Source organism: Marinobacter koreensis (assembly GCF_023156285.1).
GTDB classification, from domain to species: Bacteria; Pseudomonadota; Gammaproteobacteria; order Pseudomonadales; family Oleiphilaceae; genus Marinobacter; species Marinobacter koreensis.
In genome coordinates this window covers 561,507-581,356 of sequence record NZ_JAKZAJ010000002.1, presented here as the reverse complement: position 1 = coordinate 581,356, position 19,850 = coordinate 561,507, and the positions used below count along the sequence as shown (strand labels likewise).

Below are 19,850 nucleotides of genomic sequence, written 5' to 3'. Positions count from 1 at the left end.
GGACTGTTTACTTGTAGTACTTACGGAATTCCGGCTTGCGCTTTTCCTTGAAGGCATTCACGCCCTCACGGGATTCCTCGGTCTCGTAGTACAGATTCAGGGCCTGCATGCCCAGAGCGCCGATGCCGGCAATGTTGTCGCTGTCGGCGTTGAACGAACGCTTGGCGATGGTCAGCGCCGTGGGGCTCTTCTCGAGAATCTCGTCGCACCACTTGCGAACTTCCTCGTCCAGCTTCTCAAGCGGTACCACAGCATTGGCCAGACCCCAGTCCAGCGCCTGCTGGGCGCTGTACTTGCGGCACAGGTACCAGATCTCCCGGGCGCGTTTTTCGCCGACGACGCGTGCCAGGTAGGCCGTGCCGAAGCCGGGATCCACCGAGCCGACCTTCGGGCCAACCTGGCCAAAGATGGCAGTTTCCGAGGCGATGGTAAGGTCGCAGATCACGTGCAGCACATGGCCGCCGCCGATGGCGAACCCATTGACCCGGGCAATCACCGGCTTGGGCACTTCCCGGATCAGTCGCTGCAGCTCTTCCACCGGCAAGCCAATCAGGCCGCGGCCGTCGTACTGGCCCTCGTGGGCGCCCTGGTCACCACCGGTACAGAAGGCCTTGTCGCCGGCACCGGTCAAAACGATCACGCCGATGTCCTTGTTCCAGCCGGCGCGATGAAAGGCGTCCAGCAGCTCCATGCAGGTCTGGCCCCGGAAGGCGTTGTAGCGCTCAGGGCGGTTGATGGTGATGGTGGCGACGCCGTCGGTTTCGTCGTACAGGATGTCTTCGTAGTTCATGGTGCGTTCTCCTGATTCGTTCTCGTGTTTGTTCGAAAAGGGCGCTCAGCCGGCCATGGTCAGGCCGCCGGACACACTGATCACCTGGCCGGTAATGAAATTGGCATCGTCACTGGCAAGCAGGGCGATGATCCCGGGGTAATCTTCCGGCTGGGCCAGGCGCTTCATGGGTACGGCGTTACGGAAGGCTTCCAGGAGCTTCTCGGGATTCGGGGCGGTTTCCGCCACGCCCTTGAGCAGTGCGGTGTCTGTGGGGCCGGGGCAGACCACGTTCAGGCAGATGTTCTTGGTGGCCAGTTCTCGGGCCACGGTCTTGCTGAAGCCCACCAGGCCGGCCTTGCAGGCGGCGTAGACGGATTCGCCGGAGGAGCCGACGCGGGCCGCGTCGGAGGCCACGTTGATCACCTTGCCTCCCCCGGCGGCGACCATCTTTGGCAGTACCACGTGATGCATGTTCAGGGCACCGGTGAGGTTCACTGCAATCAGCTGATCCCACAGTTTCGGCTCGGTTTTCAGGAACGGCATGAAGCGGTCGAAACCGGCGTTGTTGACCAGCACCGTGGGTACGCCCAGATCGCTTTCGATGGCGGCCACGGTGTCTGTGATGGCGGCATAGTCGGTGATGTCGGCGGCGTAGGCCTTGGCCTGGCCGCCCGCTTCGGTGATCAGGTCCACCGTGGCCTGCGCCGTGGCTTCGTCACGGTCCAGGACTGCAACCAGGCTGCCTTCTTCGGCAAAGCGCAGGGATACGGCGCGTCCGATGCCGCCGCCACCACCGGTAACGATGACGGTTTTTCCGTTAAGGCCTTTCATATTGATCATCTCCTGTCGTGTTCGATGAATGGGTTAGCTGCGTTTGGCCGGGTCCAGGCGGACCTCTTTTGCCTGTTCGCGCAGCTTGAATTTCTGAATCTTGCCGGAGGCGGTGCGCGGCATGGCCTCGATCACTTCCAGGTACTCCGGCAGGTAGTTTTTCGACAGCTGCTGTTCGGTCAGGTAGGTCTTGATCTCTTCCAGGGTGAGGTCTGTGGCGTTGTCGTCGAGGGTGACGTACGCACACAACCTCTCGCCCAGTCGCTCATCCGGACAGCCCACCAGGGCCACATCGACGATGCCGGGGAACTTGTAGAGCAGGTTTTCCACTTCCACGACCGGAATGTTTTCGCCACCGCGGATCACGACATCCTTGGTGCGGCCGGTGATGCGGATGTAACCATCCTTGTCCATACGGGCCAGGTCGCCGGTGCTGAACCAGCCGTCTTCATCGGTGCCATAGAGTTCGGGGCGCTTGAGGTAGCCAACGAACTGACTGGCGCCGCGGACCAGTAGGTTGCCTTCCTGACCGGCCGGCAGCGGGTTGCCCTTGAAGTCGGCGATCCGGATTTCCATGTAGGGCAGCGCCTTGCCATCGGACTGGCTGGCCCGCTCGGCGGGATCCTCCGGGCAGGTCATGGTGACGGCGCCGTTCTCGGTCATCCCCCAGGCGGAGACAATCTTTGCTTTCAGCACCTTGCCGGCCTGTTCCACCACCGCACTGGGGATCGGCGCGCCGGCGGAGACGAATATACGCAGGGAATCCAGTTCCCCTTCGTGCCGCGGGGCGGCTTTCACCAGGTCGGCCAGGAAGGGCGTGGCGGCCATGGTGAAAGCCGGTTTCTCGGCGGCGATTACCTTGCAGACGTACTCCGCATCCCAGATGTCCTGCAGGATGGCGGTGGAGCCCAGGTAAACCGGCATCATGATGCCGTACAGGAATCCGGTCTGGTGGGCCAGTGGCGAGGCCATCAGTACCCGGTCGTCCGGGGTCAGGTGGAGCCGGTCGGCGTACGGGCGCACATTGGAGAACAGGGTATTGGAGGTGTGCATGACCCCCTTGGGTTCCCCGGTGGTCCCCGAGGTATAGAGAATCTGGATGACGTCGTCGGCGGTCAGTTTGCGCTCGGCAAAGAGCGCCGCGGTGTCCTGCTTTTCCTCCCAGGGGGTGTCGAGCAGGCGTTGTTCGAAGCTGCGATCCCCCTCGCCGCCGATCACCAGCAGGGTTTCCAGATGCGGCAATTCCGCCCGGATGCCGTCGATCATGGTTTCGTAATCGAAGTCCCTGAACACCTTGGGAATCACCAGCAGTTTGGCCTCGCCATGCTTGAGCATGAAGCGCAGTTCCCGCTCCCGGAAGATCGGCATCAGCGGGTTCAGGACCGCACCGATACGCATGCAGGCCAGGTGCAGCGCCGTGGTCTGCCACCAGTTGGGCAACTGGTAGGCCACCACATCGCCTTTTTCAATGCCCATGCCGGCCAGCCCCGCGGCCATTCGGGTAACCCGGTCGTTCAATGTCCGGTAATCGAGAACCGTTCGCTGATCGCGGGTTACCTGGTAACCAATGATGGCGTCACGATCGGGCGTGGCTGTCACCGCGTCGTCCAGATAATCGGTAATGAGCTTGTCATTCCAGGCGCCGATGCTCACCATCTCGGCGCGACGTTCGGGGGTCAGGAAGATGCCTTTGTCCATCGGGTTTACCTCATGTCTCCGTATTGTTGTTGTGGCATTCGTGGAGCCGTGGCCGGCCAATCCCGGCTGTCTCTTTCAACATAGGCTTGCCTGTGCTAATGTGTCAATATATTGTTATAAACGAATATGGAATAGCAATCCGCTTGGTGATTGCGGGCAGGAATGTCCACAATGGAGCTATCGCCATTGCATTGATCAGACAGACCGTCGGGAGAGCGACATGGCCAACCAGGCAAGTTTCAATTGGGAAGACCCGTTGCTGCTGGACCAGCAGCTGACCGAAGAGGAGCGCATGGTGCGTGACAGTGCCCGCCAGTTTGCCGACAGCAAACTCCGCCCCCGGGTGCTGGAGGCGTTCCGCAATGAACAGACCGACCCGGCCATCTTCCGGGAAATGGGGGAGACCGGCCTGCTCGGCGCCACCATTCCTGAGCAATACGGTGGCAGCGGCCTGAACTACGTGTGCTACGGCCTGATTGCCCGGGAAATTGAGCGGGTGGATTCCGGCTATCGCTCCATGATGAGTGTGCAGTCGTCACTGGTGATGGTGCCGATCCACGAGTTTGGTAACGAAGAGACCCGCCAGAAGTACCTGCCCAAACTGGCATCGGGCGAGTGGATTGGCTGCTTCGGCCTGACCGAACCGGACCACGGCTCCGACCCCGGCAACATGGCCACCCGCGCCCGCAAAGTGGATGGCGGATACCGCCTGACGGGCAGCAAGATGTGGATCACCAACAGCCCGATTGCCGACGTGTTCGTGGTCTGGGCCAAGGACGACGAGGGTCAGATCCGGGGCTTTGTGCTGGAGAAGGGCTGGGAAGGCCTGAGTGCCCCGGCGATCCACGGCAAAGTCGGCCTGCGCGCCTCCATCACCGGTGAGATCGTGATGGATGGCGTGTTCGTGCCGGAAGAGAACGCGTTCCCGGACGTGCGTGGCCTGAAAGGACCGTTCACCTGCCTGAACTCGGCCCGGTATGGCATCTCCTGGGGCGCCCTGGGCGCGGCGGAGGATTGCTGGCACACCGCCAGGCAGTACGTGCTCGACCGCAAGCAGTTTGGTCGGCCGCTGGCGGCCAACCAGCTAATCCAGAAGAAGCTGGCGGACATGCAGACGGACATCACCCTGGCCCTGCAGGGCTGTCTGCGCCTGGGCCGGATGAAGGACGAGGGCACCGCGGCGGTGGAAATCACTTCCATCATGAAACGCAACTCCTGTGGCAAGGCCCTGGACGTTGCCCGGCTGGCCCGGGACATGCTCGGTGGTAACGGCATCAGCGATGAATTCGGGGTCGCCCGCCACCTGGTGAACCTGGAGGTGGTCAACACCTATGAGGGTACCCACGACGTCCATGCGCTCATTCTGGGGCGCGCCCAGACCGGCATTCAGGCATTTTTCTGACCGTCTCTGGCCAAATTTTGGCCACAAGCGACCGCACAGCCCCCTTAATCGGTTAAACTGCGGTCGCTCCTTTCTTTCATTACCTGCAGTTCACAAAGATCAAGGAAGATTGGGGCCGTCTGACACACGATTCCAATAAACCAATGAAAAGATGTCCGTGATGCCTAAAACCGTGATGGCCGGCTTTGGCCATAATTTCCTGGGTAAAGCGCCCGTCTGGTACAAGAAAACCATCCTGCTGTTCCTGGTGGCCAATCCGATCGTGATGACGCTGTTCGGCTCTGGCACCGCCGGCTGGGTGCTGATTGGCGAATTCATTTTCACCCTGGCCATGGCACTGAAGTGCTATCCGCTCCTCCCTGGCGGCCTGCTGGCGGTAGAGGCACTGCTGATCGGATTGACCACGCCGGATGCGGTGTACCTGGAGGTACTCACCAACTTCCCGGTCATCCTGTTGCTGATGTTCATGGTGGCGGGCATCTACTTCATGCAGGAACTCCTGCTGGTGACCTTCACCCATATCCTGATTGGCATCCGTTCCAAAACCGGCCTGTCCATGATGTTCTGCAGCGCGGCGGCGCTGCTGTCGGCGTTCCTGGACGCGCTGACCGTCACCGCCGTGATCATCACCGTGGCGGTGGGTTTCTATTCGGTCTATCACAAGGTGGCGTCGGGCAAGGGCTACCATCACTCCGATCACAACACCAACAGCGATGAGGAAGTGATCGAACTGCACCGGGAAGATCTGGAAAACTTCCGCTCCTTCCTGCGCAGCCTGCTGATGCACGGTGCGGTCGGTACCGCGCTGGGCGGCGTGACCACCATGGTGGGCGAGCCGCAGAACCTGCTGATTGCCAAGGTGGTGGGCTGGAATTTCGGGGAGTTCTTCCTGAGCATGGCACCGGTCAGTCTGCCGGTGCTGGTTGCCGGTCTGGCAACCTGCTGGGCCCTGGAGAAGCTGCGCTGGTTCGGTTACGGCGGCCGCCTGCCCAAGCCGGTTCGCCGGGTGCTCGAGGACTTTGCCGAAAACGAACACGCCAAGCGCACCAAGGCCGATCAGGCAGCGCTGTTTATCCAGGTAATCGCGGCGCTGATCCTGGTGATCGGCCTGGCTTTCCACCTGGCGGAAGTGGGTCTGATCGGTTTGCTCGTCATCATCCTGATCACCGCGTTCAACGGTGTCACGGACGAGCATCAGATCGGCAAGGCTTTCCAGGAATCCCTGCCGTTTACCTCACTGCTGGTGGTGTTCTTTGCTGTGGTGGCGGTAATCCACGAGCAACACCTGTTCAAGCCGGTGATCGATTATGTGCTGACCCTGCCGCCGTCCGAGCAGCCGGGTATGTTCTTCCTGGCCAACGGCCTGCTGTCGATGATCAGCGACAATGTCTTCGTGGCGACGGTGTACATCAGTGAGGTGAAACAGGCGCTCGACGCCGGGGCGATCAGTCTTGATCACTTCCACGACCTTGCGGTGGCCATCAACACCGGTACCAACCTGCCCAGTGTCGCCACGCCCAATGGCCAGGCCGCGTTCCTGTTCCTGCTTACGTCCGCCGTAGCGCCCCTGATCCGGCTGTCATACGGCCGCATGGTCTGGATGGCGTTGCCCTACACGCTGGTGATGGGAGGACTCGGGCTGTACCTGGTGACGTTCCATATTTGAACGCCTCCCGGTTTTGCGGCAAGTGTCAGTGCAGACTCTGCCAGTTCTGTTAGTCTTATCCGAAGGCGGTACGGCAAGAGCTGAACAATAAATGATCAGTAGTATCAAGCAGCGTTTTTCCCTCGGGTCCGGAAAGCGGCGAATGTCCAGGGTACTGGGCATTGGCATCATGCTTGCCGTGATGAGTGGGTTTGCCTTCGGCGAAACGCCGGAATCCCGGACAATCCGGATTGCATATACCCAGTTCCCCCCCATCGAATATCAGGATGAAAATGGCCAGGCGGCCGGAAGCCTGATCGAGATGACGCGGAAAGTGGCCCGTGAGGCGGGCTACGAGCCGGAATTCGTGCTGCTCCCGGTCAGTCGCATCTATCTGTATCTCCAGAATGGCAACGTGGATCTGTGGCCCGGACTGACAGACATTCCCGCTCTCGAGGGCGAAGTGCTGGAGAGCTGGGTAAGCCCCCTGGTCACCCAGCTGAGTGCCTGGTATCTGGAGGGCACGGCGCCGCTGGAGCACTTTGATCAGCTGAACGGGAAGACCGTGATCGCCATTGGTGGCTATACCTACGCGGGACTGATCCAGTGGCTGAACGGATCGGACAGCATCCGGGTCACCGAAGCCCCCAACCACCGGGCGGCCATCGACATGCTGCGGCGGGGTCGCGGGGATTATGTGCTGGATTACCACGAGCCTGTGAAGGTATTGCTGAGCACGATGCCCGATCACAATGTCCGAGAATCGAAAATCCGCGAGCGGGACGCTGCCTGGCTGTTCTCACTGGCGGCGCCCCGGGCAGCGATTCTCCGTGACGCGTTTGACGATGCCTACCTCAGGCTGGTGGAAAGGGATGAAGTGCCGCCGGTTCGCATCGTGGGCCCCGGTTATGCCATCCCCGGCTTTCCGGCCGCCTATCGCTAGTCGTTCCGGGGCTGGAAGGTCAGATCCCCGTACCAGGCCGTGGCTTTCTCCCCGGTATTATCCGAATCCGACATGATGGCGATGCCAACGATGGGTGGCGGCGCCTCGCCGAAGGCTTTGCGGTAATCCGCCACAATATCCCGCGTGACGCTCACCCATTGCCCGGCCTGATCGTCTCCGGAATTGACCGCCACCATCATCGTATCCTCGGTGTAGGCGTTCGGAATAAAGCGGCCCACCGGCTGTTTGTTGGCCCAGATGTAGTTGAGTGCCTTGCCCGGCAGTGTTTCACCGAACAGCACTTCCACCGCCTTGCGCTTGGCCCGTTCGAAGAAGCCGGCTTTCTCAGGCTGGAACTTGAAGGCAACGTAGATCCGGGCGGGATAGTCGTCTCCCGACTTCTTGCCGGCATCCCCTTTTTCGAACACGTTGGAGACCTTCCACTGCCAGGACAGGTCCAGGGATTTTCCGGGATCGAAGTCCAGGCGGGTGATCAGCCCCGAGGCGCCTCCGGCGGTGTCCGCACGGACCACCTGGCGACCGTCTTCCTGCACCAGCTGGTAGCGGGTGTGTTCATCGATCTTGGGAAATTCCAGCGGTTCCCAGCCGTCCGAGAGACTGGCCATGCCGGAGAAGGCCGGCAGGGTTGGTGCGCTGGCCAGGGCCAGTCCGATACCGGAGACCAGCAGGGCGATCCCCAGGCGAGACAGTGTGTTCATGATCGGGCCCCTTGTGGGTGTGGGTCGGAAACGGAACGTCCGACTCCGGCAAGGTGCCAGTTTCCTCAGGCGACCGCAAGCACCCGGATGGCGCTGGCGGCGGCGGCCGTCCGGTTCTCCACGCCCAGCTTCCGGAACACCTGTTCCAGGTGCTTGTTGACCGTGCGCGGGCTCATTTCCAGGATCTGGCCGATTTCCCGGTTGGTCTTGCCGTTGGCGATCCAGAGCAGTACGTCCGACTCCCGGAGCGTCAGCTGGAAGCGTTCCCGGAGCAGGGCGGCGGCGCTGTTCTGGTTCTGGGGCGTCTTCAGGCGGAGCAGATATTCCCGGCCGTCGACCACCGTGAGGTATTCCACCGATCGGGGTGTGTCATGGATCCGGATCGGCATGCTGTGACCCGGTTCGGGAACATGGCCCAGCCACTCCTCCAGCTGCTGGCGGAAGGCCTCGGCCTCCGGTTCCTGGCCCTGGGGCAGGCAGCGGCACACCTGGGGTGTGCCCCAGAGCAGTTCCCCACGGGCATCGACGGCAAAAAGGTTCTGGCCGGCGGTATCCAGCGCATTCCGGGCACTCCGGGCCATCCGGGCGTTGGTGAGGTGGACGTCCATGCGGGCCAGCAGTTCGGTGGTGTTGATCGGCTTGGTCACGTAATCGACGCCGCCGGCGTTCAGGCCCATGACCACGTGTTCGGTGTCGCTCAACCCGGTCATGAAAATGATGGGCACGTCGGTGAACGCCGGATTTTCCTTCAACCGGCGGCAGGTCTCGAAGCCGTCCATGTGGGGCATCAGGGCATCCATCAGCACCACATCCGGTGTGATGTTCTGGCTGATGGTGATGGCCTGGTTGCCTTCCAGGGCGACCAGTACGGTCATACCCGTTTCCTCCAGGGCATCGTTGATCATGCGAATGGAATCCACCGCATCGTCCACCACCATGACGACGGTGCGGTTGTCCTCACGAGACTTCATAGTCTTCTACCTCAAGTAATTCGAGAATTTTCTCGAACTGGAAATCGTTGGTCAGTCGGGTCAGTTCGTCGATGAACCGGTCGTTGGCGCTGCCCTGGTATTTCAGGTCGTGCAGGGCTTCGAGCAGGCCCTTGCGGTGGCCGATCCGTGCCAGGGCGGCCAGCTCCTCCCGGACCTCGGCCCCGGGCATTGGCAATTCGCCGGCCGGCGGCACCGGAATGCTGGCCAGGGGTTCCGGGCTTTTTTCGAAGCGCCAGGTCAGCTCCAGGATCCGCGCCATGGCGTCGAGCAGGGCATTCAGGCGGACCGGTTTGATCAGGTAATCGTCGTGCAGTCGGGGCGAGTCCGGTTCGTGTTTTCCTTCCTGGGCGTCGGCGGACACCATGATCACCGGCAGCGGAATCTTGCGCTCGCGGATCTGCTCCAGAACCTGCCATCCGTTCATGCCGGGCATGGATACGTCCAGCAGCAACAGATCCGGCCGCTCTCGGCCCAGGGTCTCGATCACCTCCAGCGGATTGCCCAGATCGAGGACTTCGAAGCCCAGCGGGGCGAGCATCGCCCGGATCACCTGCCGGTGGGAGTCGTCATCGTCCACCACCAGGATCTTCTTGCGACCGCCCTGGTAGCCGTAGATCCGGCGTTCGGGCTCCGAGGCGGAGCGCGGGTGGGGGCTGTATACGCTGGAGAGCATCAGGCTGACCCGGAAGGTACTGCCCTGGCCGGGTTCGCTCTCCACCGAGATATCCCCGCCCATGATCTCGGTGAGCAGGCGGGTGATGGTCAGGCCCAGGCCGGTTCCGGTGCGGCTCTGGCCCGGTGTGCGGATGCGCTCGAACGGCCGGAAGATCCGCTCAATGTTGTCCCGGGCGATGCCTTCCCCGGTATCTTTCACGGTAAATTCTGCCACCTGGCTCCGGTAGCGGAGGGTCAGGGAGACGCCCCCATGGTCGGTGTACTTGATGGCGTTGGACAGCAGGTTGATCAGGATCTGGCGCAGCCGCTTTTCATCCGTGGTCACCATGTCCGGCAGCGGGTTGGGGCAGTGGTAGTCGAACGCCAGACCCTTGTCCTCGGCCTGGAGCCGGAACATGGTCACCATCTGTTCCACCAGCAAGCCAATGCGCACCTGGTCCCGGTGCAGGTCCAGGCGCCCGGCCTCGATCTTGGAGATATCCAGCAAGCCCTCGATCAGGTCCGCCAGGTATTCGCCACTGCGCCGTATCACCCCGAGGGCTTCGCGCCGGTGGTCGGGCACCGTGGCGTCGTTCTCCATCAGCTGGGCGTAACCGAGAATCGCATTGAGGGGAGAGCGCAGTTCGTGACTGATACCGGTCAGGTACCGGCTTTTCGCGCCATTGGCCGCTTCTGCCTGTTCTTTTGCGGCCTGCAGCGCCTTGTCGGTGCGTTCGTGGGCGGTGATTTCCTCCATCAGCAGCCGGGTCTGGCGCCGGGATTCCTCTTCCGCCACCCGCCGGCTTTCATGGGCCAGCACGAACAGCCAGGTCACCACCCCGGTAATGATCACCAGGATGAAAAACACCTTCCACAGCGTGACGGACAGCACCAGCGCCTCGCCGGGGGAGCCCACCGGTGTCTGGTGGTAGATCAGTGACAACAGCAGACCGGACACGCCGTTGATGAAGAACAGCAACGTCAGGAACTGGCCGAGCCGGGACTGGACCATGGCCAGCACCGGTTTCGGAATCAGGTGGCCCAGCAGGTTCTGGAACTGTTCGCGGTAGCTGGCGCCGGGCTTGCACTGGTCGTCGCAGCGGGCGTCCAGCGAACAGCACAGGGAACAGATGGTGCCGTCGTAGGCGGGGCAATGGGTGACGTCCTCCGGTTCGAACCGGTGTTCGCAGATGGAGCAGGGCACCAGCTGGAAATCGGAGGCAATGGTGTTGGCGGGGCGGGCCGTGTAGAAACGCCCGCCGGTGCCCCAGGCAATCGCCGGCGCTGCAATCAGCGCGGTGCCCAGGGCAATGAAGTGGGACAGGGCTTTCGCCACATCGCCGAAGGCGCCGGTGTCGCACACCACGCCGGCAACGGAGGCAATCAACATGGCGCCCACGCCCACCGGATTGATGTCGTACAGATGGGCGCGTTTGAACTCGATGTGTGCCGGGCTCAGGCCCAGCGGCTTGTTGATCACCAGGTCCGCCACCAGTGCCCCCACCCAGGCGATGGCAATGATGCTGTAGAACGCCAGGGTCTGTTCCAGAGCCTGGTAGACCCCCAGTTCCATCACCAGCAGGGCAATGGCCACGTTGAAGAACAGCCAGACCACCCGGCCGGGATGGCTGCGGGTGAGCCGGGAGAAAAAGTTCGACCAGGCGATGGAGCCGGCGTAGGCGTTGGTCACGTTGATCTTGATCTGGCACAGGATCACGAACATGCCGGCCAGGGCGAGGGAGACCTCCGGCGAGTGGGTGATGTAGTTGAAGGCCACCATGTACATCCGGGTCGGATCGGCGGCTTCGCCGGCGGGTACGCCCTGATTCAGTGCAAGCACGGCCAGAAAGGAGCCGCCCAGGATTTTCAGCAGCCCGACGAGAATCCAGCCGGGGCCGCCGGCCATCACCGCGATCCACCAGCGGCGCCGTTCCCGGGGCGTCTCAGGCTCGGGAATGAAGCGCAGGAAGTCCACCTGTTCGCCGATCTGGGCAATCAGTGAGAACACCACCGCCGCCGCTGCGCCGAACATCAGCAGGTCAAAGCCCGGCTGGGCCGATGGCGAGCCCCCCTCGAACCGGGTCCAGTCGGTGATCGACGAGGCATCGGCGTAGATGATGAACGCGAAGGGTGCGAGCTGCAGCACCACGAACACCGGCTGGGTCCAGAGCTGGAACCGGCTGATGGTGGTGATGCCATGGGTCACCAGCGGGATGATCACCACCGCGCAGAGCAGATAGCCCAGCACCAGTGGTATGTCGAACAGCAGCCGCAGGGCCATCGCCATGATGGCCGCCACGGCATTGCTGAACCCGTAGTGCAGCGTGATCGACCCGCCAATCGCCTCCATGGCCAGGAACGAGATGGCCCCCAGTGCGGTGTGGCTGACCTGGCCCGCCGACCAGCGCCGGGCGCTCTTGGCGGTGAACCTCAGGGCGTAGTCTTCCAGGGTCTCGTTGGCCACCCACTGGTTGTACCGTCGCCTTACGCGAAAAATGTTCTGTTTCGTGGCCACGACTGCCGGTCCTTCCCCGTTGTTGTGCGCAGTGCTGGTGCACGAAATGGCCGATGCACCGCTTCCGGGAATACCAGATCAAGGATCGTGCCATAGAGGTGCAATCCCGGGCGGAGGGCATCGGGTTTCATTAATGACCTGCGGTTTTAGCGCGTCCGGTCGGCAGGGGGTATGCGTCAAATGACGTAGTGCGCTGGGGTGATTGCCGAATGGGCGGGATGACAGGGCCTCGACAGAATGGGTGACGTGGGCGCTGCGCTTTCGAAGGGAACGCGGCACCGGCTTTCAAACTCTGCGAGGAATGACCATGGGAACCACAACGACAGCCGCCGGATGGCGGCACACTGGCACAAGCGCTGGGCTCCGTCAGAGCCTGAGGACACTGGCAGCATCGGTAATGATGGCGACCACCGCCACCGCTGCGATGGCCGCTCCGTCTACCGAGGAAGTGAACACCACCGGGCTGGCGGTCACCGACGACACGGTTACCGTCGGCATCCTGCATTCACTGACCGGCACCATGGCGATCAGTGAGACCGGTTCGGTCCAGGCCGAGAAGCTGGCGATCGAACAGATCAATGCCCAGGGCGGTGTCCTGGGACGCCAGATCAAGATCATCCAGGAGGACGGCGCCTCCGACTGGCCGACCTTCGCCGAGAAATCCCACAAGCTCCTGGAGCGGGACAAGGTGGCCACCGTGTTCGGCTGCTGGACCTCCGCCTCCCGTAAGGCCGTTCTGCCGGTCTTCGAGAAAGACAACGGCCTGCTGTACTACCCGACTTTCTACGAGGGACTCGAAGAATCCCACAACGTCTTCTACACCGGCCAGGAAGCGACCCAGCAGATCCTGGCGGGCCTGAACTGGGCCCACGAGGAGCTGGGCGCCAAGACCTTCTACCTGGTCGGCTCCGACTACATCTGGCCGCGCACTTCCATGAAGATCGCCCGCAAGCACATCGAGAACGTGCTGCACGGCAAGGTCGTGGGTGAAGAGTACTACCCGCTGGGCAGCACCCAGTTCGGCTCGCTGATCAACAAGATCAAGCTGAAGAAGCCGGACCTGGTGTTCGGTGCCGTGGTGGGTGGTTCCAACGTGGCCTGGTTCAAGCAGCTCAACGCTGCCGGCCTGACCTTCAAGAAACAGCCCATGCTGACCATCTCCGTCACCGAGGATGAAGTCCTGGGTATCGGCGGCGAGAACGTCGAAGGCCTGTACTCCTCCATGAAGTACTTCCAGAGCCTCGACCTGCCGGGCAACAAGGAATTCGTCGCTGCCTTCAAGGCGAAGTATGGCGAAGACGCCGTCATCGGTGACGTCACCGAATCCGCCTACCTCGGCCCCTGGCTGTGGAAGCGTGCGGTGGAAGCCGCTGGCAGCTTCGACGTGGACAAGGTGGTCGCGGCCTCCCCGGGCATCGAGTGGAACACCTCTCCCCACGGCGAGCTGAAAGTTGACGAAAACCACCACCTGTGGATGCGCACCCGCATCGGCAAGTGGAAGGCGGATGGCCAGGCGGACGTGGTCTGGGAATCCGATGTGATCGAGCCCAATCCGTTCCCGGAAGGCTACCAGTAAGCCACACGCCGCCCGGCCTGCGCCGGGCGGCACTGACCGATCGAATCCCGACGTTTCAAACCGTCACGTGTTGAGCAACAAGTAGCATGGGGGCCGGCAGGCGCCGGCTCCCGAGTCCGAGGGAGGACTTATCATGGGTGGTTATACCGGAGAGGAACTCACCGCAATCTTTCTGATGCAGGGCTTCAGCGGCCTCAGTCTGTTTTGCGTGTTCCTGCTGATGGCCCTGGGCCTAGCTATTATTTTCGGGCAGATGGGCGTGATCAACATGGCCCATGGCGAATTCCTGACACTGGGCGCGTACATCACGTACCTCACATCGTACCTGGCCTCGGACGTCTGGCCCTTCTTACTCGATTACTACTTCCCGGTGGCGATCATACTCGCCTTCCTGGGGACGTTTATCCTCGGTTATCTGGTGGAGCGATTCCTCATACGCTTCCTCTATAACCGGCCGCTGGACACCCTGCTGGCCACCTGGGGCCTGGGGCTGATCCTGCAGCAGATCTTTCGTTCCGTGTTCGGTCCGCGCGAAAAGAGCGTAGTCATGCCCGACTGGCTGATGGGCTCCTACCAGGCCACGGACATGGTGGACATTCCCCTGAACGGCCTGATGGTCGTGGGAATCACCATCCTTCTTACCATTGGCGTGTTCATCCTGCTGTACAAGTCCCGCTGGGGCATCAAGGTCCGCGCGACCACCCAGAACCGGACCATGGCCAACGCGGCCGGCATCAACACCGACCGGGTGGACCGTCTGACCTTCGCCCTGGGCTGCGGCATCGCCGGTGTCGCGGGCGCGGCTTTCACCACCATCGCCTCCACCGGCCCGACTACCGGCTCCCTGTACATCGTGGATACCTTCCTGGTGGTGGTCTTCGGCGGCGCAGCCAGCCTGTTGGGCACCGTGGCATCGGCCTTCGGCATTGCCCAGGCGCAATCCATCCTGTCGTTCTTCCTGTCGGGATCCATGGCCAAGGTCATCACCCTGATGACCGTGGTGATCATCCTGATGTTCCGGCCCCAGGGTCTTTTCGCCAGCAAGGTCCGGCGCTGATAGCGGCTGATACGAGGAGATGACGATGAGTACTCAATCTGTAGTCAAGGCCAGCTGGATGGACAAGTTCGGCGGCCGTGGAAAACTGCTCCAGATCCTGATCATTGCGATCCTGATCCTGGGTGTGCTGCCGATGGTGGCCGATATCTTCCGCCTCAATCTCTACGGCAAGTACCTGACCTACGCCTTTGTGGCGGCGGGTCTGGTGCTGTGCTGGGGTTACGGCGGCATTCTCAGCCTGGGCCAGGGGATCTTCTTTGGCCTCGGCGGTTACGGCATGGCGATGTTCCTGAAACTGGAAGCCTCGTCGCCGGAAAACACGGCGATCCAGAGTACGCCGGGCATCCCGGACTTCATGGACTGGAACCAGCTCACCGAGCTGCCCTGGTTCTGGGAACCGTTCCACAGCTTCCCGCTGACCATACTGCTGATCCTCACGGTGCCGGCCTTCTTCGCCTTCGTGATCGGTTACGCCATGTTCAAGCGTCGGGTGGGCGGGGTGTACTTCGCCATCATCACTCAGGCCATCGCTTCGATCATGACCATCCTGATCATCGGCCAGCAGGGCTACACCGGTGGCATCAACGGTATTACCGACCTGCGCACCCTGATGGGCTGGAGCATCCAGACCGACTTCGCCCAGTACGTGCTGTACTTCGCCTGCGGCATCGCGCTGATCCTGTGCCTGCTGGCGGGGCAGTACATCCTCAACAGCCGCTACGGCCAGTTGCTGATTGCCATGCGTGACCAGGAAGACCGGGTCCGGTTCTCCGGCTACGACGTGGCCAACATCAAGATCTTCGTGTTTGTCGCGGCCTCGGTGTTCTCCGCCATCGGTGGCGCGTTCTTCACCCTGCAGGTGGGCTTCATGTCGCCGTCCTTCGTGGGCACGGTGGCGTCCATCGAGATGGTCATCTTCTGCGCGGTGGGCGGCCGCCTGTCGCTGATCGGCGCGGCCTATGGTGCCTTCCTGGTCAACCTGGCGAAAAGCTCCCTGTCCGAGAGCTTCCCGCAACTGTGGGTGGTGGCCATGGGTGCGCTGTTCATCGCGGTGGTAATGCTGTTCCCGCGGGGACTGGCGGGTCTGGTCTCGGATTACGCCGGACCGGTTCGCGAGCGTCTGGCCGGCCTGTTCAACCGCAAGCCGCCCGCGCCCAAAGTGGAAGCCCCCAAGCCTGAGAGCGCCCGTCCCCAGAAACGTGACGGCGTGTCCATCGGTTCCGCACAGGAGACCCACTGATGAGCTCACCAATCCTGCTGGCGGTCGAAGACCTGACCGTGTCGTTTGATGGCTTCAAGGCGGTCGATGGTCTGTCCCTCTACCTGGAACGCAATGAGGTGCGCGTGGTGATCGGCCCCAACGGGGCCGGCAAGACCACCCTGCTGGACCTGATCTGCGGCAAGACCCGCGCCACGGATGGCTCGATCAAGTTCAAGGATCAGGAGCTGACCAAGATGGCCGAGCACCAGATCGTGCACAAGGGGGTGGGGCGCAAGTTCCAGACCCCGTCCATCTACGAAAACCTGACGGTGGCCCAGAACCTGGAACTGTCCTATCCGGCCGGCCGCACGGTGTTCGGGAGTCTGTTCTTCCGGCGCACGGCAGCCATCCAGAAACGGGTGCAGGAAATCGCCGAGGAGATCTACCTGGACGAGGACCTGGACAAGAGCGCGGGCCTGCTCAGCCATGGCCAGAAGCAGTGGCTGGAGATCGGCATGCTGCTGATCCAGGACCCTGAGCTGCTGATGCTGGACGAGCCGGTGGCCGGGATGAGTGTGGTGGAGCGGGAACGCACCGCCGCACTGCTGCGGAAGATCAGCAATAACCGGTCGGTGCTGGTGATCGAGCACGACATGGATTTTGTGAAGGACATCGCCCACAAGGTCACGGTGCTCCACCAGGGCAAGCTGCTGGCGGAGGGCAAGATGGAAGACGTCCAGAAGAACGAACGGGTGATCGAGGTTTACCTGGGGCACTAACGGCGCGGTGAGCGCAGGAGATCGAGACATGCTCAGTACCAATGATTTACGTGTCAGCTACGGCATGAGTGAAGTGATCCACGGGGTGTCCCTGAATGTGGGTGAGAACGAGACGCTCACCATCATGGGGCGCAACGGCATGGGCAAGACGACGCTGTTCAAGTCGTTGATCGGGGTGTTGCCGTCCCAGGGCCGGATCACCCTGGGCGACGAGGATCTGTCGTCGACCCAGCCCTACCAGCGGGTGCAGAAGGGTATCGCCTATGTGCCCCAGGGCCGGCTGGTGTTTCCGACCCTGACGGTGGAGGAGAACATCGCCACCGGTCTGGAGGCGACCGGGGCGAAGAAGATCCCAACCGATATCTACGACCTGTTCCCGGTGCTGCACGACATGCGCCACCGGAAGGCGGGCAACCTGTCCGGGGGGCAACAGCAGCAGCTGGCCATTGGCCGGGCGTTGGCGGCGGACCCGAAGGTGTTGCTGCTGGATGAGCCCACGGAGGGTATCCAGCCGTCGATCATCAAGCAGTTGGCGAAGAACCTGAATGAGATCAAGCAGATGCGGAAGATCAGCATTGTGGTGTCGGAGCAGGTGCTGAGTTTCGCGATGGCGGTGGCCGATCGGGTAATGGTGATCGAAAAGGGCGCGATTGTGCACGAAGAGGACGGGAAAACCGCCAACCAAGAGGAAATTGCGCGGTATCTGGCCGTCTGATTCCGGAGTAAGCCGAGCTGGCAGCCACTGCCCTCCGGGACACGCCGTGAATACGTCCCTGTAGGCTCGGATGCGCCTTCCCTGGCGCATACGGTCCCGGAGGGCAGCGGCCACCAGCTCGGCCCGACATTTTGAGCAGGACTTCCTGGGGGAGCAGTAAAAATGAGACACGGTGATATTTCCAGCAGTAACGATACCGTCGGCGTGGCGGTGGTGAACTACAAGATGCCGCGGTTGCATACCAAGGCCGAGGTGTTGGACAACGCCCGCAAGATTGCGGACATGATCAAGGGTATGAAGGTGGGGCTGCCGGGGATGGATCTGGTGGTGTTCCCGGAATACAGCACCATGGGGATCATGTACGACAACGAGGAGATGATGGAGACCGCGGCCACGGTGCCGGGGGATGAGACGGCCATTTTCTCCGCCGCCTGTCGCGAGGCCAATACCTGGGGGGTGTTTTCCCTGACCGGGGAGCGGCACGAGGATCACCCGAACAAGGCGCCTTACAACACGCTGGTGTTGATCAACAACGAGGGCGAGATTGTCCAGAAGTACCGGAAGTGCATTCCCTGGTGTCCGATCGAGGGCTGGTATCCGGGCGATACCACCTATGTGACCGAAGGGCCGAAGGGCATGAAGATCAGTCTGATCATCTGCGACGACGGCAATTACCCGGAGATTTGGCGGGACTGCGCCATGAAGGGCGCGGAGCTGATCGTGCGTTGCCAGGGCTACATGTACCCGGCCAAGGAGCAGCAGATCATGATGGCCAAGAGCATGGCCTGGGCGAACAACTGCTATGTGGCGGTGGCCAACGCCTCCGGTTTCGACGGTGTGTACTCCTACTTCGGCCATTCGGCGGTGATCGGCTTTGACGGCCGGACGCTGGGTGAGTGCGGCGAGGAGGACATGGGCGTGCAGTACGCGCAGCTGTCGGTGAGCCAGATTCGCGATGCCCGCGCCAACGACCAGTCCCAGAACCACCTGTTCAAGCTGCTGCACCGGGGTTACACCGGGGTGCACGCCTCCGGAGATGGCGACAAGGGCGTCGCGGATTGTCCGTTCGAGTTCTATCGCACCTGGGTGATGGACGCGCAGAAGGCGCAGGAGAACGTGGAGGCGATGACCCGCAAGACCGTGGGCACCGCCGAATGCCCGGTGGGGGAGCTGCCGTTCGACTGCAAGGAAAAATCCGCGGGGGCGTAAGCCCGGGAGGCGTTGATGCCGTTTATCAATGAACGGCTGGAAGCCAACCGGGAATCCATTGAACAGAACCGGGCCGCCTCAGGCCCGGTTCGTGCTTCCCGGTTCCGCTTTGAGCCCGAGGCCGTGATGGCCCGTTTGCGGGAGAACATCGTTGGACAGGACGAGGCCCTGGCGGCCATGGAGTCGATGCTGGTGCGGGTGAAGGCCGACATCGGCGAGGAGAACCGGCCACTGGCGGTACACCTGTTCCTCGGCCCCACCGGCGTTGGCAAGACCGAGACGGTGCGGCTGATCGCCGAGGCCATCCATGGCAATCGCGATGGCCTGTGCCGGATCGACATGAATACCCTGGCCCAGGAGCATTATGCCGCCGCGCTCACCGGCGCTCCGCCGGGATACGTGGGCAGCAAGGAGGGCCACAGCCTGTTCGACCTGGACAAGGTACAGGGCTCGTTCAGCAAGCCCGGCATTGTCCTGTTCGATGAGATCGAGAAGGCCAGCAAGGAGGTAATCCGCACCCTGCTGAACGTGCTCGATACCGGACGGCTGGTGTTTCCCTCCGGCAACCGGGAGATCGATTTCCGCAACACCCTGATCTTCATGACCAGCAACGCCGGCGCCCTGGAAGCGGAAGCGCACCAACACCGGTTCCGGCAGGGCTGGCGACGGTGGCTCGGGTTGTCTTCAAGCAAGAGCGACGCTATCCGGGATACCGCCCTGCGCCGCCACTTCGACCCCGAATTCCTGAACCGGATCGACCAGATCCTTTCCTTCAATTCTCTCACTGATAACTGGCTGGACGCCTTGCTGGACATCGAGCTGGCCGGGCTCAACAGGCGGCTGGGGCGCAAGCAGGCCGAACTGACCCTGTCGCCGGACCTACGCGCGGAGCTGTGCCGGGGTTACGACAGCCGCTACGGCGCCCGGGAGATGCTGCGGGCGTTTCGCCAGCGGCTGGAACCGGCGGTGGCGCGGGCGCTGCTGACCCATCCGGAGTGTGTCCGTTTCACCGCCGGTCTGAAGGACCAGGACGTGGTGGTGAACCAATACGTCGAATGACGTAGGTGCCGGGGGCATTTCGCGAATACCGCCCCCGGCAGTGATCGCCGATAGTGGATAACGTCTAGCCAAGAACCGAGGAG

General features: G+C 62.2%; 16 protein-coding genes. 10 read left to right on the top strand and 6 right to left on the bottom strand.

The window, feature by feature from the left end; genetic code table 11:
* Positions 1–7: 7 nt before the first annotated feature.
* From MLD04_RS07740 to MLD04_RS07730, 3 genes are read right to left on the bottom strand one after another with little or no spacing between them, the layout of a single operon-like run.
* The gene (locus MLD04_RS07740) at positions 8–790 is read right to left on the bottom strand and encodes an enoyl-CoA hydratase-related protein (protein WP_248156531.1); all 783 of its coding nucleotides are present in this window, start codon (positions 788–790) and stop codon (positions 8–10) included.
* A 45-nt stretch (positions 791–835) separates the two neighbouring features.
* On the bottom strand, positions 836–1,603 hold the full coding sequence (locus MLD04_RS07735; RefSeq protein WP_248156529.1) for an SDR family NAD(P)-dependent oxidoreductase: 768 nt from the start codon (positions 1,601–1,603) through the stop codon (positions 836–838).
* Between the two features lie 33 nt (positions 1,604–1,636).
* Positions 1,637–3,301 carry an AMP-binding protein gene (locus MLD04_RS07730; RefSeq protein ID WP_248156527.1) on the bottom strand — a complete coding sequence of 555 codons (1,665 nt, stop codon included), beginning with the start codon at positions 3,299–3,301 and terminating at the stop codon, positions 1,637–1,639.
* Between the two features lie 220 nt (positions 3,302–3,521).
* Between MLD04_RS07730 and MLD04_RS07725 the strand changes: the two genes are divergently transcribed.
* From MLD04_RS07725 to MLD04_RS07715, 3 genes are all read left to right on the top strand, one after another.
* Entirely contained in the window at positions 3,522–4,703 is a 1,182-nt protein-coding gene (locus MLD04_RS07725; RefSeq protein WP_248156525.1) for an acyl-CoA dehydrogenase, read from the top strand.
* A gap of 160 nt (positions 4,704–4,863) precedes the next feature.
* Positions 4,864–6,369 carry a sodium/proton antiporter NhaB gene (nhaB, locus tag MLD04_RS07720; RefSeq protein ID WP_008940006.1) on the top strand — a complete coding sequence of 502 codons (1,506 nt, stop codon included), beginning with the start codon at positions 4,864–4,866 and terminating at the stop codon, positions 6,367–6,369.
* 142 nt (positions 6,370–6,511) lie between these two features.
* Positions 6,512–7,291: a substrate-binding periplasmic protein gene (locus tag MLD04_RS07715; RefSeq protein WP_248156523.1), complete on the top strand. Its 780-nt coding sequence runs from the start codon at positions 6,512–6,514 to the stop codon at positions 7,289–7,291.
* Here MLD04_RS07715 and MLD04_RS07710 read toward each other — a convergent pair.
* From MLD04_RS07710 to MLD04_RS07700, 3 genes are all read right to left on the bottom strand, one after another.
* Complete coding sequence (locus tag MLD04_RS07710) at positions 7,288–8,010, bottom strand: DUF3047 domain-containing protein (protein ID WP_248156517.1); 723 nt, start codon at positions 8,008–8,010, stop codon at positions 7,288–7,290. The genes MLD04_RS07715 and MLD04_RS07710 overlap by 4 nt on opposite strands.
* Positions 8,011–8,075: 65 nt before the next feature.
* The gene (locus MLD04_RS07705; RefSeq protein ID WP_248156515.1) at positions 8,076–8,981 is read right to left on the bottom strand and encodes a response regulator transcription factor; all 906 of its coding nucleotides are present in this window, start codon (positions 8,979–8,981) and stop codon (positions 8,076–8,078) included.
* A complete protein-coding gene (locus MLD04_RS07700; protein ID WP_248156513.1) occupies positions 8,968–12,171 on the bottom strand; it encodes a hybrid sensor histidine kinase/response regulator in 3,204 nt (1,067 codons plus the stop codon). The genes MLD04_RS07705 and MLD04_RS07700 overlap by 14 nt, the downstream gene beginning before the upstream one ends.
* A 400-nt stretch (positions 12,172–12,571) precedes the next feature.
* Between MLD04_RS07700 and urtA the strand changes: the two genes are divergently transcribed.
* The 7 genes from urtA (at position 12,572) to MLD04_RS07665 (ending at position 19,767) form a co-directional block, all read left to right on the top strand.
* Positions 12,572–13,747 (top strand): urea ABC transporter substrate-binding protein, encoded by a 1,176-nt coding sequence (urtA, locus tag MLD04_RS07695; RefSeq protein WP_248156868.1) that lies wholly within the window; start codon positions 12,572–12,574, stop codon positions 13,745–13,747.
* A gap of 133 nt (positions 13,748–13,880) precedes the next feature.
* Positions 13,881–14,804, top strand: a complete 924-nt coding sequence (urtB, locus tag MLD04_RS07690) for an urea ABC transporter permease subunit UrtB (protein ID WP_248156505.1) — start codon at positions 13,881–13,883, stop codon at positions 14,802–14,804.
* Positions 14,805–14,829: 25 nt separating this feature from the next.
* Entirely contained in the window at positions 14,830–16,044 is a 1,215-nt protein-coding gene (urtC, locus tag MLD04_RS07685) for an urea ABC transporter permease subunit UrtC (RefSeq protein WP_345799612.1), read from the top strand.
* Positions 16,044–16,784: an urea ABC transporter ATP-binding protein UrtD gene (gene urtD, locus MLD04_RS07680; RefSeq protein ID WP_248156497.1), complete on the top strand. Its 741-nt coding sequence runs from the start codon at positions 16,044–16,046 to the stop codon at positions 16,782–16,784. The genes urtC and urtD overlap by 1 nt, the downstream gene beginning before the upstream one ends.
* A gap of 28 nt (positions 16,785–16,812) precedes the next feature.
* The gene (urtE, locus tag MLD04_RS07675; protein WP_248156489.1) at positions 16,813–17,499 is read left to right on the top strand and encodes an urea ABC transporter ATP-binding subunit UrtE; all 687 of its coding nucleotides are present in this window, start codon (positions 16,813–16,815) and stop codon (positions 17,497–17,499) included.
* Between the two features lie 162 nt (positions 17,500–17,661).
* On the top strand, positions 17,662–18,708 hold the full coding sequence (locus MLD04_RS07670; protein WP_248156480.1) for an aliphatic amidase: 1,047 nt from the start codon (positions 17,662–17,664) through the stop codon (positions 18,706–18,708).
* A 15-nt stretch (positions 18,709–18,723) separates the two neighbouring features.
* Entirely contained in the window at positions 18,724–19,767 is a 1,044-nt protein-coding gene (locus MLD04_RS07665; protein WP_248156478.1) for an AAA family ATPase, read from the top strand.
* Positions 19,768–19,850 lie beyond the last annotated feature (83 nt).

Coding starts and splice junctions, on each gene's coding strand:
- MLD04_RS07740 (WP_248156531.1), bottom strand. CDS start 790: ATGAACTACGAAGACATCCTGTACGACGAAACCGACGGCGTCGCCACC.
- MLD04_RS07735 (WP_248156529.1), bottom strand. CDS start 1,603: ATGAAAGGCCTTAACGGAAAAACCGTCATCGTTACCGGTGGTGGCGGC.
- MLD04_RS07730 (WP_248156527.1), bottom strand. CDS start 3,301: ATGGACAAAGGCATCTTCCTGACCCCCGAACGTCGCGCCGAGATGGTG.
- MLD04_RS07725 (WP_248156525.1), top strand. CDS start 3,522: ATGGCCAACCAGGCAAGTTTCAATTGGGAAGACCCGTTGCTGCTGGAC.
- nhaB (WP_008940006.1), top strand. CDS start 4,864: ATGCCTAAAACCGTGATGGCCGGCTTTGGCCATAATTTCCTGGGTAAA.
- MLD04_RS07715 (WP_248156523.1), top strand. CDS start 6,512: ATGTCCAGGGTACTGGGCATTGGCATCATGCTTGCCGTGATGAGTGGG.
- MLD04_RS07710 (WP_248156517.1), bottom strand. CDS start 8,010: ATGAACACACTGTCTCGCCTGGGGATCGCCCTGCTGGTCTCCGGTATC.
- MLD04_RS07705 (WP_248156515.1), bottom strand. CDS start 8,981: ATGAAGTCTCGTGAGGACAACCGCACCGTCGTCATGGTGGTGGACGAT.
- urtA (WP_248156868.1), top strand. CDS start 12,572: ATGGCGACCACCGCCACCGCTGCGATGGCCGCTCCGTCTACCGAGGAA.
- urtB (WP_248156505.1), top strand. CDS start 13,881: ATGGGTGGTTATACCGGAGAGGAACTCACCGCAATCTTTCTGATGCAG.
- urtC (WP_345799612.1), top strand. CDS start 14,830: ATGAGTACTCAATCTGTAGTCAAGGCCAGCTGGATGGACAAGTTCGGC.
- urtD (WP_248156497.1), top strand. CDS start 16,044: ATGAGCTCACCAATCCTGCTGGCGGTCGAAGACCTGACCGTGTCGTTT.
- urtE (WP_248156489.1), top strand. CDS start 16,813: ATGCTCAGTACCAATGATTTACGTGTCAGCTACGGCATGAGTGAAGTG.
- MLD04_RS07670 (WP_248156480.1), top strand. CDS start 17,662: ATGAGACACGGTGATATTTCCAGCAGTAACGATACCGTCGGCGTGGCG.
- MLD04_RS07665 (WP_248156478.1), top strand. CDS start 18,724: ATGCCGTTTATCAATGAACGGCTGGAAGCCAACCGGGAATCCATTGAA.